18 protein-coding genes are annotated in these 17069 nt (G+C 56.4%); 11 read left to right on the top strand and 7 right to left on the bottom strand.

The features are described from left to right. Positions 1–98: 98 nt before the first annotated feature. The 8 genes from rpsA to PI739_RS11280 all read left to right on the top strand — a co-directional run bounded on the left by rpsA (position 99) and on the right by PI739_RS11280 (position 9324). A complete protein-coding gene (gene rpsA / locus PI739_RS11315) occupies positions 99–1790 on the top strand; it encodes a 30S ribosomal protein S1 (protein ID WP_002554562.1) in 1692 nt (563 codons plus the stop codon). A gap of 321 nt (positions 1791–2111) precedes the next feature. Continuing rightward, positions 2112–2408, top strand: coding sequence for an integration host factor subunit beta (gene ihfB, locus PI739_RS11310; RefSeq protein WP_003369729.1), 297 nt, complete (start codon positions 2112–2114; stop codon positions 2406–2408). Between the two features lie 24 nt (positions 2409–2432). After that, a complete protein-coding gene (locus PI739_RS11305) occupies positions 2433–2675 on the top strand; it encodes a lipopolysaccharide assembly protein LapA domain-containing protein (protein ID WP_054080853.1) in 243 nt (80 codons plus the stop codon). Between the two features lie 413 nt (positions 2676–3088). Next, entirely contained in the window at positions 3089–4522 is a 1434-nt protein-coding gene (locus PI739_RS11300) for an MBL fold metallo-hydrolase (protein ID WP_054080854.1), read from the top strand. 198 nt (positions 4523–4720) lie between these two features. Further along, positions 4721–5701: a UDP-glucose 4-epimerase family protein gene (locus PI739_RS11295; protein WP_054080855.1), complete on the top strand. Its 981-nt coding sequence runs from the start codon at positions 4721–4723 to the stop codon at positions 5699–5701. After that, complete coding sequence (locus PI739_RS11290; protein ID WP_003369738.1) at positions 5694–6704, top strand: MraY family glycosyltransferase; 1011 nt, start codon at positions 5694–5696, stop codon at positions 6702–6704. Before PI739_RS11295 ends, PI739_RS11290 begins: the two co-directional genes overlap by 8 nt. 104 nt (positions 6705–6808) lie before the next feature. Further along, a complete protein-coding gene (locus tag PI739_RS11285; protein WP_003434424.1) occupies positions 6809–8803 on the top strand; it encodes a polysaccharide biosynthesis protein in 1995 nt (664 codons plus the stop codon). A 158-nt stretch (positions 8804–8961) separates the two neighbouring features. Further along, the gene (locus PI739_RS11280; protein WP_054080856.1) at positions 8962–9324 is read left to right on the top strand and encodes a ComEA family DNA-binding protein; all 363 of its coding nucleotides are present in this window, start codon (positions 8962–8964) and stop codon (positions 9322–9324) included. 102 nt (positions 9325–9426) lie between these two features. Here the strand turns inward: PI739_RS11280 and PI739_RS11275 are convergent, their stop codons facing one another. Continuing rightward, on the bottom strand, positions 9427–9996 hold the full coding sequence (locus tag PI739_RS11275) for a TetR/AcrR family transcriptional regulator (protein WP_003369744.1): 570 nt from the start codon (positions 9994–9996) through the stop codon (positions 9427–9429). A 120-nt stretch (positions 9997–10116) separates the two neighbouring features. Next, complete coding sequence (locus PI739_RS11270; RefSeq protein ID WP_054080857.1) at positions 10117–10908, bottom strand: TlpA disulfide reductase family protein; 792 nt, start codon at positions 10906–10908, stop codon at positions 10117–10119. A 415-nt stretch (positions 10909–11323) separates the two neighbouring features. Between PI739_RS11270 and PI739_RS11265 the strand changes: the two genes are divergently transcribed. Next, complete coding sequence (locus tag PI739_RS11265; RefSeq protein ID WP_003369750.1) at positions 11324–12601, top strand: aromatic amino acid transport family protein; 1278 nt, start codon at positions 11324–11326, stop codon at positions 12599–12601. A gap of 72 nt (positions 12602–12673) precedes the next feature. Here PI739_RS11265 and PI739_RS11260 read toward each other — a convergent pair whose 3' ends face one another. The 3 genes from PI739_RS11260 to PI739_RS11250 form a co-directional block, all read right to left on the bottom strand. Continuing rightward, positions 12674–12880, bottom strand: coding sequence for a hypothetical protein (locus tag PI739_RS11260; protein ID WP_002554553.1), 207 nt, complete (start codon positions 12878–12880; stop codon positions 12674–12676). A gap of 123 nt (positions 12881–13003) precedes the next feature. After that, on the bottom strand, positions 13004–13486 hold the full coding sequence (locus PI739_RS11255; protein WP_003369752.1) for a GreA/GreB family elongation factor: 483 nt from the start codon (positions 13484–13486) through the stop codon (positions 13004–13006). Positions 13487–13489: 3 nt separating this feature from the next. Further along, the gene (locus PI739_RS11250; RefSeq protein WP_003369754.1) at positions 13490–13894 is read right to left on the bottom strand and encodes a hypothetical protein; all 405 of its coding nucleotides are present in this window, start codon (positions 13892–13894) and stop codon (positions 13490–13492) included. 159 nt (positions 13895–14053) lie between these two features. Between PI739_RS11250 and earP the strand changes: the two genes are divergently transcribed. After that, on the top strand, positions 14054–15190 hold the full coding sequence (earP, locus tag PI739_RS11245; RefSeq protein ID WP_054080858.1) for an elongation factor P maturation arginine rhamnosyltransferase EarP: 1137 nt from the start codon (positions 14054–14056) through the stop codon (positions 15188–15190). A gap of 99 nt (positions 15191–15289) precedes the next feature. After that, positions 15290–15859 (top strand): elongation factor P, encoded by a 570-nt coding sequence (locus PI739_RS11240; protein ID WP_002554550.1) that lies wholly within the window; start codon positions 15290–15292, stop codon positions 15857–15859. 102 nt (positions 15860–15961) lie between these two features. Here the strand turns inward: PI739_RS11240 and PI739_RS11235 are convergent, their stop codons facing one another. Continuing rightward, positions 15962–16381 (bottom strand): organic hydroperoxide resistance protein, encoded by a 420-nt coding sequence (locus PI739_RS11235; protein ID WP_003434440.1) that lies wholly within the window; start codon positions 16379–16381, stop codon positions 15962–15964. Between the two features lie 212 nt (positions 16382–16593). Beyond that, positions 16594–17067 (bottom strand): MarR family winged helix-turn-helix transcriptional regulator, encoded by a 474-nt coding sequence (locus PI739_RS11230; RefSeq protein WP_003369762.1) that lies wholly within the window; start codon positions 17065–17067, stop codon positions 16594–16596. Positions 17068–17069 lie beyond the last annotated feature (2 nt).

Here is a 17069-nt window from a genome sequence, read left to right as displayed (position 1 = left end):
TCATAGTCCCGCAGGCTTTCTTTTACTTGAACGAAACCCACGTTGTCTGGAGCGTGGCAGATGGGCGTATCCTTCGCCCTTGATCAACAGGAATTAAAATGAGCGAAAGCTTTGCAGAACTTTTTGAAGAAAGCCTAAAGACCCTCAACCTTCAGGCCGGTTCGATCATCACCGCGATCATCGTTGATATCGATTACCAGGCAGGTTGGGTTACGGTTCACGCCGGTCTGAAATCTGAAGGCCTCATCCCGCTGGAACAGTTCCACAACGACGCTGGCGAGCTGACCATCAAGATCGGTGATGAAGTTCACGTTGCGCTGGACGCGGTCGAAGATGGCTTTGGCGAAACCAAGCTGTCCCGCGAAAAAGCCAAGCGTGCCGAGTGCTGGATCGTTCTGGAAGCGGCTTTCGCAGCTGAAGAAGTGGTCAAGGGCGTTATCAACGGTAAGGTTAAAGGCGGCTTCACTGTCGACGTTAACGGCATCCGTGCGTTCCTGCCTGGTTCTCTGGTTGACGTCCGCCCTGTGCGTGACACGACTCACCTGGAAGGCAAAGAGCTCGAGTTCAAGGTCATCAAGCTGGACCAGAAGCGCAACAACGTTGTCGTTTCCCGTCGCAGTGTCCTGGAAGCCGAGAACAGTGCCGAGCGCGAAGCTCTGCTCGAGTCCCTGCAGGAAGGTCAGCAAGTCAAGGGTATCGTCAAGAACCTCACCGATTACGGCGCATTCGTCGATCTGGGTGGCGTCGATGGCCTGCTGCACATCACCGACATGGCCTGGAAGCGTATCAAGCATCCATCGGAAATCGTCAACGTTGGCGACGAGATCGATGTCAAGGTCCTGAAGTACGATCGCGAGCGCAATCGTGTTTCCCTGGGTCTGAAGCAACTGGGTGAAGACCCATGGGTTGCTATCAAGGCTCGCTACCCGGAAAGCACCCGCGTTACCGCGCGTGTTACCAACCTGACCGACTACGGCTGCTTCGCAGAGCTGGAAGAAGGCGTGGAAGGCCTGGTACACGTTTCCGAAATGGACTGGACCAACAAGAACATCCACCCTTCGAAAGTCGTTCAGGTTGGCGACGAAGTGGAAGTCATGGTTCTGGACATCGACGAAGAGCGTCGTCGTATCTCCCTCGGCATCAAGCAGTGCAAATCCAACCCATGGGAAGATTTCTCTGGCCAGTTCAACAAGGGCGATAAAATCTCCGGCACCATCAAGTCGATCACCGATTTCGGTATCTTCATTGGTCTGGACGGCGGCATCGACGGTCTGGTTCACCTGTCCGACATCTCCTGGAACGAAGTGGGCGAAGAAGCCGTACGTCGCTTCAAGAAGGGCGACGAGCTCGACACTGTGATCCTGTCGGTTGATCCTGAGCGTGAGCGTATCTCGCTGGGTATCAAGCAGCTGGAAAGCGATCCGTTCTCCGAGTACGTCACTGTCAATGACAAGGGCGCGATCGTTCGCGGTATCGTTAAGGAAGTTGACGCCAAAGGCGCCATCATCACTCTGGCCGACGACATCGAAGCGACCCTCAAGGCTTCCGAAATCAGCCGTGACCGCGTTGAAGACGCGCGTAACGTTCTGAAGGAAGGCGAAGAGATCGAAGCCAAGATCATCAGCGTTGACCGCAAGAGCCGCGTAATCAGCTTGTCCATCAAGTCGAAAGACGTTGAAGACGAGAAAGAAGCGATCCAGAGCCTGCGTAGCAAGCCTGAAGTCGCTGAAAGCACTGGTCCTACCACTATCGGTGACCTGCTGCGCGCGCAAATGGAAAAACAGAACTAAGTTCTGCTTGACCAAAAAAAGGACGACTTCGGTCGTCCTTTTTCGTTTCTGCCGTTCAGGCCCTACAGGTTCGGATGCGCCTGGCTTGCTCTCACGCACAGTGTGAGTCGCTAAACGTCTCCAGTAGCCTCTCAGGCCGTCTCGTTTCGCCTATTGCTCAAGCTCCCTTCCCATATCTGTCTCCTGTCATGTCGCTGTAATCTGTTCATGCCTGGTTAGACGGTATTGAACATAAGTCAATAGATGGGCTGTTCAAATTCATCCGGTCATGCTAAAACCTTCCAAGCGCTGATCTAGCTGCTTGAAAAAGAAGGGAAAAATATGACGAAGTCGGAGTTGATCGAACGAATTGTCACCCATCAAGGGCTGCTCTCATCCAAGGATGTCGAGCTGGCCATCAAGACCATGCTTGAACAAATGTCCCAGTGCCTGGCAACCGGTGACCGAATCGAGATTCGGGGCTTTGGCAGCTTTTCGCTGCATTACCGTGCACCACGGGTAGGGCGCAACCCGAAGACCGGACAGTCGGTCAGTCTCGATGGCAAGTTTGTCCCGCATTTCAAGCCGGGCAAGGAGCTGCGGGATCGGGTCAACGAGGATGAAGAAGAGGGCCTTTAAAGCCATCCACCACAGGATTACCAGATGCGTATCTTCAAACGAGTCATTCTGATCGTCGCCGTGTTGCTCGCTGTTTTGGCAACAACCGTGTTTGTGCTTGAGAACCGGCAGTCTGTTGCCGTGACGTTTTTCGGTTTGTCGGCGCCTCAGCTTCCTCTGGCATTGCCTGTTGTCCTTGCGTTGCTCTTGGGCATGGTGATCGGCCCGATACTGGCATGGATAGCCAGTCTTCGTAAAAAGCGCACACCTTCCCCTCGCTCTGTCTGAGCAGCGTCGATCATGCGTCGTCGGAGATTGATCTGGCGACACGATAGCGCGCGTTTTTTACCCCTTTCTGTTCAATAAAGCCGCATGCGATGCTTCGGGGCTGGCGTGCTTCGTTGTGCCTTCGCGCGTTTTTATCGAAAAAAGAGCCTTATAGTTCTGTCAGTTTATTCTTCGCTTATATAGAGAATAGTTGCTCAGGCGTGTAGGAATATTCGCTTTTTTAATTCGTGTACCCATTTTAAAGGGGGTGCGGGTTATATTCATTTTCAGTGTTGATTACTGCTGCCCTGACTGCCTTGTGTCAAGGCTTGAAAATGAATCGTTCAAGTGCAGAATGCGCCGAAACTTAATGTTCAGACCTGCTGCCGGATGTACCGCGTATTCAGAGCAGGCTGGCAAGAAAAGGTGACTGCATGTCTTATCCGCAAATCATTCATCACGGCGCTGTCGATACAGTCACGGGTTCGTGTCATCAATTGCACATGGATGCATCGAGCAGCCTGCTGATTGACTGCGGGGCGGTGCAGGAGCGCGGCAGGCAGTCCGGGACCGCTTTATTCGGATTCGACCCGGAGGCTGTCAGAGCGTTATTGATCAGCCATGTGCACAATGACCATGTCGGGCGTATTCCCGAGTTGCTGGCATCCGGTTACAAGGGGCCGATACTGTGCAGTGAGCCCAGTGCCCACCTGTTGCCACTGGTCATGGAAGATCTTCTGAAAATCGAATTTGCACACGACCCCGGGCAAGTCGGACGCTACCTGGATGTCATCAACAAGAGAATCATCGCTCTACCATTCGATGAATGGTTCAGCCTGGTCGACAACGAATCCCTGCATTGCCGGGTCCGTTTGCAGCGTGCCGGGCACATACTGGGATCTGCCTATATAGAATGCGATCTTCAATACCCTGCACAAACGCGTTCTGTGCGCGTGGTGTTTTCCGGTGACCTGGGGGCGAGTCATACGCCGTTTCTGCCTGCGCCGAAGCCGCCCGAGCGCGCGGATGTGCTGGTGCTGGAAAGCACCTATGGCAATCGTGTTCACGAAGATCGCAGCACTCGTCAGCAAGGGCTTGAGCGCATCATAGACAAGGCGCTGGAGGATAACGGCACCGTCCTGATACCGGCATTCAGCATCGGCCGAACCCAGGAATTGCTCTACGAGCTGGAAGACATACTGCGACGCAAGATGCCATCGAATCATGCCGTCGAAAACGGTAGGCAGCCGGGTGACGGTGATCCGGACTGGTCGAGGTTGCCGATCATCCTTGATTCGCCTCTGGCGAGTCGCTTTACCAAGGTCTATCAGTCGTTTGAAGACTACTGGGATGAGGGCGCGCGGTTAAGGCTCGACGTCGGCAGAAAGCCGTTGGGCTTCGAACAACTGGTTACCGTCGACACCCATGAGGAACATCTGCGCACTGTCAATTACCTGGCCAGTACGGCGCGTCCGGCCATCGTGATTGCCGGTAACGGTATGTGTGCCGGAGGCAGGATCGTCAATTACCTGAAAGCCATGCTCGGTGACACACGGCATAACGTGGTATTTGTCGGCTATCAGGGCAAGGGAACGCCGGGCGAGGCCATTCAGTTGCACGGCCCGTCGGGCGGCTATGTAGAGCTGGACCGCGAGCGCTTCGATATAAATGCCGGGGTCCATACCGCAAAAGGCTATTTTGCCCACGCTGATCAGGTCGAACTGGTCGAGTTCGTGACGGGGATGAAAGAGTGGCCGACGCAGATCAGGCTGGTGCATGGCGAGGCGGCCGCGAAAAAGGTTCTGGGCAATATTCTGAGTCGCAAGTACTCGCTCAAGAAACGCCCGTTGGAAATGTTTATCCCTTGAAGGCGCGATGAGCACGTTAGTTGTCGGCTGATGCGGTAATCGAATTCTTGCAAGTGAGTGCCAATGCATGATTATCGTGCATTGTCCCTGGGGTACGTTGAGCGTCATCGTGAAAGTTATAAAATGGCTTGAACATATTTCAGTTGTCAAAACGGGTTACTTAAGCAATATTTGGCCGATTTGGAAGGGCGTGTTTGCATGAGCGGTGATGTTGCATTGGTTGCAATAACAGGTGCGACAGGTTTCGTGGGCAGTGCTGTGGTTCGCCGACTGATCGAACGCACAGGCTGCTCTGTGCGGGTTGCGGTCCGGGGCGCCTATGCTGCTTCCGACTCGCGCATCGATGTTGTCAGTGCGCAATCATTGGCGCCGGACAATCAATGGGCAAGTTTTGTAACCGGCGCGGACGTGGTGATTCATTGTGCTGCCCGGGTGCATGTACTCAACGAGACCGCTGACGCACCGGACCAGGAATACTTCCGCGCCAATGTCACCGCAACGCTGAATCTGGCCGAGCAGGCCGCAGCGGCAGGCGTCAGACGCTTTATCTTTATCAGTTCCATCAAGGCCAATGGCGAGTCTACGCTTCCGGGCGCGCCATTCAGTGCGAGCGACCCGTGCAATCCGCTGGATGCCTATGGCGTGTCAAAGCACAGGGCCGAAGAGGGCTTGCGCGAGTTATCTGCCCGCACCGGTATGCAGGTGGTGATCATTCGACCGGTATTGGTCTATGGTCCGGGGGTCAAGGCGAACTTCAGAAGCATGATGCGCTGGCTGGACAAAGGGCTGCCGTTGCCGCTCGGGGCCATCGATAATCGTAGAAGCCTGGTGGCGGTGGATAACCTGGCAGACCTGGTGACCGTCTGTGTCGATCATCCTGCTGCGGCTGACCAGACGTTTCTGGTCAGTGACGGTGATGATCTGTCCACGGCCAGGCTGCTGCGCGAAATGGGCAAGGCCCTGGGCAAACCTGCCCGGCTGCTGCGGGTGCCGACTGTGCTGTTGAACGCGGCTGCAGTACTGTTGGGCAAGAAGGCTTTTTCACAACGGCTGTGCAACTCGCTGCAGGTCGATATCAGTAAAACCTGTACGATGCTGGATTGGCTTCCACCTGTGAGTATTGAACACGCCATGCAGGACACCGCTCGATATTATCTGGAACACGACAAGCATGATTGAGTGGCTGTCGGTCATCGCTATTGCCTTTCTGTCTCTGATTCTAACGGCGTTGTTGCGCAAGTATGCGCTCGCCAAAAGTCTGATCGACATTCCAAACGCTCGAAGTTCGCATTCCATACCCACGCCCAGAGGTGGCGGCGTTGCCATCGTCATCACTTTCGTCATGGCGATGGCTTTGCTGGGGTGGGCCGGCTATCTGCCTTGCTCTGCGCTTGTTGCCATCGTCGGTTCGGGCGGCTTGGTGGCGGTGATCGGTTTCATGGACGATCACGGGCATATCGCCGCACGATGGCGCCTGCTGGGGCATTTTGCTGCGGCTGCATGGGCCTTGTTCTGGCTGGACGGTCTTGCCCCGCTTGACGTCATGGGCTGGACGGTCGACCTGGGGCCATTCTGGCAAGTACTCGCGGCGTTCTATCTGGTGTGGATGCTGAACCTTTACAACTTCATGGACGGAATAGACGGTATCGCCGGTATCGAGGCGGTCACTGTATGCCTGGGCATGAGCATCATCTATGCCTTGGATGGCCACGCCGGGCTGTCCTGGGAAGTGCTCATGCTGGGCGCTGCCGCAGCAGGTTTCCTCTACTGGAACTTCCCGCCGGCGAAGATATTCATGGGCGACGCGGGCAGCGGCTTCCTCGGGATAGTGCTCGGTGTGCTATCCATTCAGGGTTCCTGGGCCTCACCTCAGTTATTCTGGTCCTGGTTGATTCTGCTGGGAGTGTTTATCGTCGACGCGACCGTGACCCTCGTGCGACGCCTGTTACGCAAGGAAAAGCTCTACGAGGCACATCGCAGCCACGCGTATCAGTTTGCGTCGCGTCATTACGGCCGGCATGTGCCGGTTACGCTTGCAGTGGGGCTGATCAATCTTGTCTGGTTGCTGCCGATTGCACTATGGGTTGCGCTGGGCGATGGAGAAGGGCTTATATGGGCGGTAGTTGCTTACTGCCCGCTGATTCTACTGGCGCTGAGGTTCCGCGCCGGCAAGGCAGAATAAGGTAACGAAGTGTTTTTCTGGTTGTCTCAGACACGTAGCTGTTTCACAGGTACCGATTTCAGATCATGTTGCAACCGGTAGCATAACGGAGCATTAAAAAATTGATGAGCAGGTTGCGGACCAGATTACTGGCTCTACCACGCCGCAAAAAACGAATAATTCAGGTGGCTGCCGACGTCCTGTTGGTCTGGTTGGCTCTATGGATGGCGTTTGTCGTACGACTGGGTATCGATGAGCTGATCAATCCGCTCGAGAAGCACACGTGGCTGTTCATCAGTGCGCCCGTTGCGGCTATCCCGCTGTTCATCCGGTTCGGCATGTATCGCGCAGTGATGCGCTATTTCGGCAATGATGCGCTGATTGCCATCATCAAGGCCGTGACGATGTCGTCGCTGATCCTTGGGTGCATGGTCTACGTTTACAGTAACCACCAGCAATTGGTCCCGCGTTCGGTGATCTTCAATTACTGGTGGCTGAGCATGGTCATGATCGGCGGTCTGCGACTGGCCATGCGGCAGTATTTTCTCGGCGACTGGTTCGCTGCGGCGCAGCACGTACCTTTCGCCAAGAGCGACAACGGTTTGCAGAAGGTTGCCATCTACGGCGCTGGCGCTGCGGGAAACCAGTTGGTCGCCGCATTGCGCATGGGCCGTCTGATGCATCCGGTGGCGTTCATCGATGATGATGAATCGATTTCCAACCGGGTTATTTCCGGTCTTCAGGTCTACAAACCGCGAAACATCCAGCGAATGATCGATTCCACGGGGGCTCAGGAAATCCTCCTGGCAATCCCTTCATCGTCGCGTGGACGTCGTCGGGAAATCCTCGGTTTTCTGGAAGGCTTTCCGCTGCACGTACGAAGCGTTCCGGGCTTCATGGATCTGGCCGCTGGCAGGGTCAAGGTCGATGACCTTCAGGAAGTCGACATTGCAGACCTTCTGGGGCGCGATGCAGTCCCGGCCCGCGATAACCTGCTTGAGCACTGCATCAAGGGCAAAACGGTGCTGGTGACCGGTGCTGGCGGCTCGATCGGCTCCGAGCTGTGCCGACAGATATTGCTGCTGCAGCCTACCCAGTTACTGTTGCTGGACCACAGCGAGTTCAATCTCTACAGCATTCTTTCCGAGCTTGAACAGCGCTCGGCCCGTGAGTCACTTTCGGTGAAATTGCTGCCCATACTCGGTTCGGTGCGCAACCACCCCAAATTGCTGTCGATCATGAAAACCTGGAAGGTCGACACGGTCTATCACGCTGCGGCCTACAAGCATGTGCCCATGGTCGAGCACAATATTGCCGAAGGCGTCATCAACAACGTTGTGGGCACGCTCAATACCGCCCAGGCGGCGTTGCAGGCAGGCGTGTCCAACTTTGTCCTGATCTCTACCGACAAGGCGGTCCGCCCGACCAATGTAATGGGCAGTACCAAGCGTCTCGCCGAATTGATATTGCAGGCACTGAGCCGCGAAACCGCACCAGTGATCTTCGGCGACAAGGCCAATGTCTATCAGGTCAACAAGACCCGCTTTACCATGGTTCGCTTTGGCAATGTGCTTGGCTCGTCCGGTTCGGTGATCCCGCTGTTCCACAAGCAGATCCAGTCAGGCGGGCCGCTGACGGTGACGCATCCCAAAATCACCCGCTACTTCATGACCATCCCCGAAGCCGCTCAGTTGGTCATTCAGGCGGGCTCCATGGGGCATGGCGGCGACGTGTTCGTTCTCGATATGGGTGAGCCGGTCAAGATTGTCGAACTGGCCGAGAAGATGATCCACCTGTCCGGTCTGGCCATTCGCTCGGAGAAAAATCCGCACGGTGATATCTCCATTGAGTTCACCGGGCTGCGTCCTGGCGAAAAACTCTATGAAGAGCTGTTGATCGGCGACAACGTGGTTGCCACCGAGCACCCCATGATCATGAGTGCAAACGAAGATTGCCTGCCGTGGGATGTATTGAAAGGCCGCCTGACAAAACTGCTGGACGCGGTCGACCGCGACGATTACACCAGTGTGCGTCAGTTGCTGCGCGAAACGGTAAACGGTTATACGCCAGAGGGCGAAATCGTTGACTGGATGTATCAGGAACGCAGCGGCGAAACGTGATTTCACCAGCACCGCCGGGGCTCTGGGCTGAGGCGGAAATACGTTGAACGATCCGGCAACAGGCAGCAACGCTCGAGTGCTTTTCCAGGAGGGGACGCTGGTCTAAGTTTCAGGCACAGCATGTGGATGCTGCCTTGAACTGCTATGGAGCTTTATCTATGCGAACCCCTATTTTCAGTGCCCTGATCTTTGCCTTGCTCACCAGTGCCTCGGTTGCGGTCAATGCCGCCCCTGTGTCTCAGCCCGCCACATCGGCGCCCTCGGTATCCCATTCGCCGATGATGGAGGACACCGCGTCCACTGCGGCGCCTGAGCAACGCAAGGACAGGGTCAATCTCAATACTGCCGATGCGCAAACACTGCAGAAAGAACTGGCGGGTATCGGGAAGAACAAGGCCGATGCCATTGTGGCTTACCGGGAAGCCAACGGTGAGTTCACGTCGATTGATGAGTTGATAGAGGTCAAGGGGATCGGCAAGGCCATTCTGGAGAGGAATCGCGAAAAACTTGCGATCGACTGAACAGTGTTTCAGCCAGTAAAAACACAGGCCGATCAATGATTGGCCTGTGTTTTTATAAACTCTCGCTGAGACGCTCCCCGCGAAAGTGTCTGTACCAGAGGGTCAGTTGGTGCTCTTTTTTATCTCCTGTTTGAGATAGTCGCGGGTCGTGTCCAGAATGCGCTGTGACAGCTCCTCGTCAAAAGCGCTGCGGGCGAGTGCCAGACCACCCACCAGTGCGGACAGCACCGGCAGGCTTTTGGACTCCATTCCATTCTCCGCGAGGGGCTTGTCGAACTGCTCCAGCAGGTGAAGGATGATTTTATCCGTCGTCATGCTGGGCTGATCGCGCTGGCCCAGTTCCAGGCACATGGTCGGTAACGGGCACCCCCCGTCCTCCGCATCGCGGCTGGCTATCGATAGGTAGAGATCAATGAATTCACTGAGCGAGTCCTGTCTGGCGAAAACGTCGCTGGTGATTCCTTTTACATTGTCGAGGGCGTGACTCAATGCCTGTTCAACAAGATCATCCTTGGATTTGAAATGCGCGTAGAACCCGCCATGGGTCAAGCCAAGTGCCTTCATCAAAGGTTGCAAGCCCGTAGCACCAATGCCGTCACGACGGAAGCGCATGGACGCTTCCTTGACAATGCGTTGGTGCGTTTGGGCCTTATGATCGAGCGCGTAACGCATGCGCTGAGTCTCCAGAGAGGGCCAATGTGTCAGCGCATTTATACATGGATAGATGAAACGTTGCAGCAGGCTTTCGCTCGCAATGAGAACTTCAGCTCAATCAGTAAGGTGAATACCTGACTATTTATCAAGATAATGAGTGAGGCTGGCTCTGGACAATTCGCCCAGATGGCTACCGATCAGGCGTCCGTCCGGCGAATAGAAGAGAGTGGTGGGCAGCGCCGCCGAACCGACCTGGCGGGCGAACTCGCCGTCCGGATCCAGAAAACTGTTGCTCAGCACCAGTTGCTGTTTGGACAGATAGTCGCTGACTGTCCCGGCGCTTTCGGCCTGATTGACGAACAGAAATGTAATGTCCTTGCGTTCCCGTTGCATGTCGCGCAGCACCGGCATTTCGCGGCGACACGGAGGGCACCAGGTGGCCCACAGGTTGATGACCACCGATTTGCCCCGGTAGTCGGACGCCCTGACCGGCTCGCCAGCCAGCGTCCGAAGTGTTGTATCAGGCAGTGAAATACGCTTTTGATAATGATCCAGAATCAAGCCGCCCGATACCCAGATCGCCAGTCCGATGCCCATCCCGAACGTCAGGGCGCGACGCTGTTCGGGACGGCGCCAGCCGATGATCAAGGCGCCCAGCAGGGCGCAGATAACCCCGGGCCAGACCAGAAAGCCGCCATCACGGATGTCCAGTGCCTTCCAGGGAGTGTCGCTGTACTGTGCGAAATAGGTCAGGACGAACGCGATACGTGCGCTGGCGACACCCAGAATGAAGAGTCCGAACACGGCGGTCTTTCTGGACAGGGTATGCCGGACAAGCCGCGCCTCTATCCAGGTGGCCGTCATCAAGGCGCCCCACAACAACAGGTGGGGTATCGCGAGGGCGAACGGCCCGGCGTTGATGCTCAACATCGTTTTGGGTCCTTGAAGGGGTTTTTGCCGGGATCACATTCAGCTGCCGGTGCGCTTATCTGCCTGACGACCATCCATTGCGCACTGCACAGGCGCGGCATGGTATCGCTGCCGGCCCCTCCAGGAAAACGCAGAACTGTTCCCGGATGTCAGGCCGCGTGGGCGGCTTGATTGAGCCTGTAAGCTGTTGAAACACTAATTCCTCGACAAGAGGTCGACCGTCCTCCAGCCCTTTGTACAAAAGGCGTGCGCTCGAATGCCGACTTGTTGTGGAAGAAACTATTGTCCTACAAGCCTTTGACTTCTGGCGTCAATCCCGGAGAATCTCGCCCGCTGTTTTCGAGGGGGGCGCTGAACTGCCGGTTTTTTCGATGCGTTTCCCTTTTTGATAAACCGGCCACGGAGAGTCGACCGGATGAATGATCAGGCTAATGGCGTCGTAGAACGTCTGGATGTAGCTCCCGAGAGCATCGCGTCGTGGAATCGTAATGACACGACCTGGATGCTCGGATTGTTCGGTACCGCCATCGGTGCGGGTACCCTGTTTTTGCCAATCAACGCAGGTATCGGCGGTTTCTGGCCATTGATGGCGCTGGCGCTGCTGGCGTTTCCCATGACCTTCTACGCCCACCGCGGGTTGACGCGCTTTGTGCTGTCAGGGCGTGAAGGTGCCGACATCACCGATGTGGTCGAACAGCATTTCGGCAAGAGTGCCGGTGCGATGATCACCTTGTTGTACTTCTTCGCAATCTTCCCGATCCTGCTGATCTACAGCGTGGCCCTCACCAACACCGTTGGCAGTTTTCTTGAGCATCAGTTGCACATCACGCCACCGCCACGCGCCGCACTGGCGTTCGTGCTGATCATGGGCCTGCTGGCCGTGGTGCGTTGCGGCGAGCGGTTCATCGTCAAGGCCATGAGCCTGATGGTTTACCCGTTCATCGTCGCTCTGTTGTTTCTCGCGGTATTCCTCATCCCGCACTGGACCGGCGGCATTCTGAGTACCGCTACGACGTTCCCCGAGCTATCGGCGTTCATACCTACGCTGTGGCTGGCCATCCCGGTGATGGTGTTCTCTTTCAACCACACACCGATCATCTCGGCCTTTGCCGTTGATCAGAAGCGCCAGTATGGTGAAAACGCAGAGGTACGCAGCTCGCAGATTCTGGCCCGCGCCCACGGTCTGATGGTGGTGATGGTGCTGTTCTTCGTGTTCAGTTGCGTGTTGACACTGTCACCTGCTCAACTGGCCGAGGCCAAGGCGCAGAACATTTCGATCCTGTCCTACCTGGCCAACCACTTCAATAACCCGACCATCGCCTTTGTCGCACCGCTGATTGCGTTCGTGGCTATTTCCAAGTCGTTTCTGGGTCATTACATCGGTGCAAGCGAGGGCTTGAAAGGCCTGGTTCTGAAAGCGGGTCGTCGTCCTGCACCCAAGGCGCTGGACCGTATGACCGCGGCGTTCATGCTGGTGGTGTGCTGGCTGGTGGCAACGCTTAACCCAAGCATTCTGGGCATGATCGAAACCCTGGGCGGGCCGGTGATTTCGGCTCTGCTGTTCCTGATGCCGATGTACGCTATCCACAAAGTCCCGGCCATGCGCAAATACGCTGGCGCATGGTCCAACTACTTTGTGGTTGCCGCCGGTGTGGTGGCGATTTCAGCACTGATCTTCTCGCTGGCCCGCTGAATCCGGCAAGCGAAACCTCCTGGTCTGCGCCGATTCAACGGCGCAGACTTTGATCAGGTTATGCGATCGTGATCAATCTACTGGCTCGGGATACAGCGGCCTGGACAAGTGCATGATGCTCGCATAGTCGTAAACGTACTGCCGTCCCGCATGGCTGGTCGAACGCAGTTGGTCGATCAGTTGTCGTTCTTTCTTGTTCAAGTATCTCAACGCCGGATCTTGGCTGGACTTCAGGCGATCACGTTCATGGGCGTCAGGGAATGCGATGACGTTCGTCATGAAAAATCTCCTTGGGTTTTAGTCCTTGTTTGCTTTGATGTTGCCCCGGTTGCGGTGGTGATGGCGACGGTTCACCTTACCCACAAAAACTTGATGCGATCAACCCTGTAGATGCCGGGTGTGTCACAACGTTTGTGTGATCTCGTAGGATTGTCGGCTGCCGTTGATGACAATCTGTACAGCATCGTCTTCGAATTTGCCCAGCAGGTTCTGCCCGAGGGGGGCTCTGGCAGTAATGACGGTGACCAGTTGATCGCCTGCGCTGACCTTCAGCCCGGCAGCATCGGGGCCGAGGAACAGATAGTGTGTCTGCCCGCCCGCATCCTCGACAACTATCAGATCACCGGTCTGAATACCGCGCGATTCATCGAATGGCTTGAGCGACCATTTTCGATAAAGCGCCAGCGACTGACGAATTTCCTCGACGCGGCGTGCCTGTCCGGCTGCCAGATAAGAGGCCTCCAGCCCTAGCGTGTCGTACTTGTTCTCGGCGATGTTCTCTTCGTGGGTTGCCGTTTCGTAGGCGGTCTGCGCCGCTCGTTCGGCGATGTCCAGATCGATGTTCAGTTTATCGATGATCAGTTGCAGTACATCCCGTTTATTCATGGTTCATCCGCAGTACTGATCGATGCTGGCACGGCTTTTCTCGCTTGGTGCGGTGCGATCCTGCTGTATCCAGAAATCACACTTCGAACGGTTGAAGGTACGCTGTTGTTGCTCCTGAGCCTGTTCACGCGCCTGGCGGGCCTCGCTTTCACGCAGGCTTTGCTCATATTTGCGAAACATCTCGGTCTCCGGCGCAGACGGGGAGGCGGCCTTTTGTGCGGGCGGTGCAGTCAACTGCGCGGCGGCATTGTCCAGCGCCTGGGCCTGGGCCTGGGTCGGTGGCAGGCTTTTGTAGTAGAGCAGGGCGGTCAGAAACACCGCCAGGGCGCCCAGCCAGATGCCCAGCGCAATGCACACGATCAATTTCAACGACACGTACAGGTCGCGACGGCGGGTGGGAAATGACATGGCTGAACTCCTTGCAGGCCAACAGATGTGATTGTGCCATGCCTGATGCCCAGGCATGAAAACTGTGCAGCATGTTTGCCTGGCAGCACCAGGCTGGTGACAACGTGCCGTTCTGAACGACAATCAGCGTTTTTTGCCATCCAGCCTCAGGGAGTCAGGATGAAAGCCTCGTGGGATATTTTTTGCAGCGTAGTCGACAACTACGGTGATGCGGGCGTGACCTGGCGGCTGGCGCGCCAGCTGGCTGCCGAGCACGGCCTGCAGGTGCGTTTATGGATCGATGATCTGTCGGCTTTCGTTCGCTTGTGCCCCGGTGCAGATCCACAGGCCCGGCAACAGTGGCAAGAGGGCGTGAGCGTCTGCCAGTGGCCGACCGACTGGGTGAGCACCGATATTCCTGACGTGGTCATCGAAGCCTTCGCCTGCCGCTTGCCGACGCGCTATACCGAATCGATGCTGCAGCGTTCGCCAAGGCCGCTGTGGCTGAATCTCGATTACCTCAGCGCCGAAGACTGGGTGTCCGGCTGCCACGGCCTGCCTTCGCCACAGTCGAACGGTTTGAAGAAGTTCTTTTTCTTCCCGGGCTTTTCCGAGGCCACGGGTGGGTTGCTCCGCGAAGCAAACCTGATCGAGCAGCGTCAGGTATTTCAGCGAGACATGGCCGCGAAACAAGGCTTTCTGAAGGGATTGGGTATCGAAGCGTTGGCCGAGGCACGGTTGATCTCGGTATTTGCCTATGAAAACCCCGCGCTCGGCAGTTGGCTCGACGTCCTGGCCAGCGACAGCCGGCCGACGCATCTTCTGGTGCCGGAGGGACGCATTCTCGGCGACCTGCAGCGCTGGCTGGGTATCGACGATCCGCTGTACGCCGGGTTCATTCAGGTCCGCGGGGGGCTGACGGTTCAGGTCCTGCCGTTCATCCGTCAGGAGCTTTACGACCAACTGCTCTGGAGCTGTGATTTCAACATTGTGCGCGGCGAGGACTCGTTCGTGCGTGCGCAGTGGGCGGGGCGGCCGATGCTCTGGCACATCTATCAGCAGGAAGAAGACGCGCATCTGCCCAAGCTCGATGCGTTTTTAACGCTCTACCTCGCGGGTCTTTCCCCGGCGGCCGCTCAAGCGGTGAATCAGTTCTGGCAGCGCTGGAATGTCGGCGGCGACCTTGGCGAGTGTTGGACGGCGCTGGCAGAACACTGGCCGCAGATCGAGCGACATGCCGAACGCTGGTGCCAGCAACAAGCCGCACAGACTGATCTTGCCACGGCGCTGGTGCAGTTTTATGTAAATTCGCTATGATACGCGGCCTTGATACAAGGCTCTGTACGAAAAAGGCCTGCGCAGGTTGTTTCTCGTACAGAGCCTTTGGTTAATTCCATCCAAATTCGGATATATGCAATGAAAACTGGTAAAGAGCTGAAACCCGGTACCGTGATCCGTCTCGAAAACGATCCTTGGCTGGTTCAGAAAGCTGAATTCACCAAATCCGGTCGTAACAGCGCGATCATGAAGACCAAGCTGAAAAACCTGCTGACCGGTTACAAGACCGAGATCGTTTACAGCGCCGACGACAAGCTGGACGACGTGATCCTGGATCGCAAGGAAGCCACCCTGTCGTTCATCAGCGGTGACACCTACACGTTCATGGACACCACTGACTACACCATGTACGAGCTGAACGCCGAAGACATCGAAAGCGTTCTGCCTTTCGTCGAAGAAGGCATGACCGACGTCTGCGAAGCCGTGTTCTTCGAAGACCGTCTGGTTTCCGTAGAACTGCCGACCACTATCGTGCGTCAGGTCGACTACACCGAAGGCTCCGCTCGTGGCGACACGTCGGGCAAGGTCATGAAGCCTGCCAAACTGAAAAACGGCACCGAGCTGAGCGTTGCTGACTTCATCGAAATCGGCGACATGATCGAGATCGATACCCGTGAAGGCGGTTCCTACAAAGGCCGTGCGAAGTAAGCATGGTTTTGTAACCCCGTTACGCAAAAAACCCGCATCGCTGCGGGTTTTTTTGTGCCTGGGATTCTTGCCGGACAGCGGTCACTCAGGCGTCCGACAGGATCAGACCGTTACATGCAGGCGCACATCGACGTTACCGCGAGTGGCGTTGGAGTAAGGGCAGACCACGTGAGCGGCATCGACCAGTTGCTGAGCGTCGGCTTGTTCCAGACCTGGCAGGCTGACATGCAGATCGATGTCCAGACCGAAACCGCCCGGGATCTGGCCGATGCCTACATGGGCGGTGATCGAGGTGTCTGCCGGAATGCTGCGTTTGCTCTGGCCGGCCACGAACTTCAATGCACCGATGAAACAGGCCGAATAACCGGCAGCAAACAGCTGCTCAGGGTTGGTGGCTGCGCCGCCAGCACCGCCGAGCTCTTTCGGGGTGGCCAGCTTGACGTCGAGAATCTTGTCGTTGGAGACAGCACGACCATCACGGCCGCCGGTGGCGGTTGCAACTGCGGTGTAAAGAGTGTCCATGATCTTTCCTCGTTCGATGAAGGTTTGATTGCGCTAAATGCTTGCGCGCTAACTAATCGCAGGACAAGGGTAGTCCAGGGATAGTTTGCGCGCAAGCTAATTTTGCAAAAAAGTTCGAGGCTGGTCGTTGGCGGGCGAGGCAACAGGCTTGAAGGGCCTGCCAGACCTCACGCGTAGTGGCCGGGCATGACGAGAGCCGGGTAACGCTTTTTCTAGAGACTATGGTGCAGGTGCTCGCGCAGCTCCAGCAACTGGGCCTGCAGGTCGCGAAGCTTTTCCATGGTCAGCCCGCTCGACGAGAGAATGCAACCAGGTACGCTCAAGGCCTTTTGTTGCAATTCGCGTCCCTGTGCGGTGAGGTGAAGCAACACCACCCGCTCGTCTTCCTTGCTGCGCGTACGGCTGATGAAGCCTTCGCCTTCGAGGCGTTTGAGCAGCGGCGTCAATGAGCCCGGATCGGTAAGCAGACGCGTGCTGACGTCCCCTACAGTAAGCCCGTCCTTTTCCCACAGCACCATCATCGCCAGATACTGTGGATAGGTCAGCCCGAGCGCCTGCAGCAGCGGCTTGTAAACCTTGGTCATCATCAACGAGGTGGAATACAGGGCAAAACACAATTGGTTATCCAGCAGCAGCGAATCGCAATCGGCAGGTGCGGAGCGGGTCGGGCTTTCGTCGGCACTCATAT

Source organism: Pseudomonas cerasi (assembly GCF_027983475.1).
Lineage (GTDB): Bacteria > Pseudomonadota > Gammaproteobacteria > Pseudomonadales > Pseudomonadaceae > Aquipseudomonas > Aquipseudomonas cerasi.
Note: the sequence above shows the minus strand (reverse complement) of the source record. Positions and strands in the feature narration are given on the sequence as shown.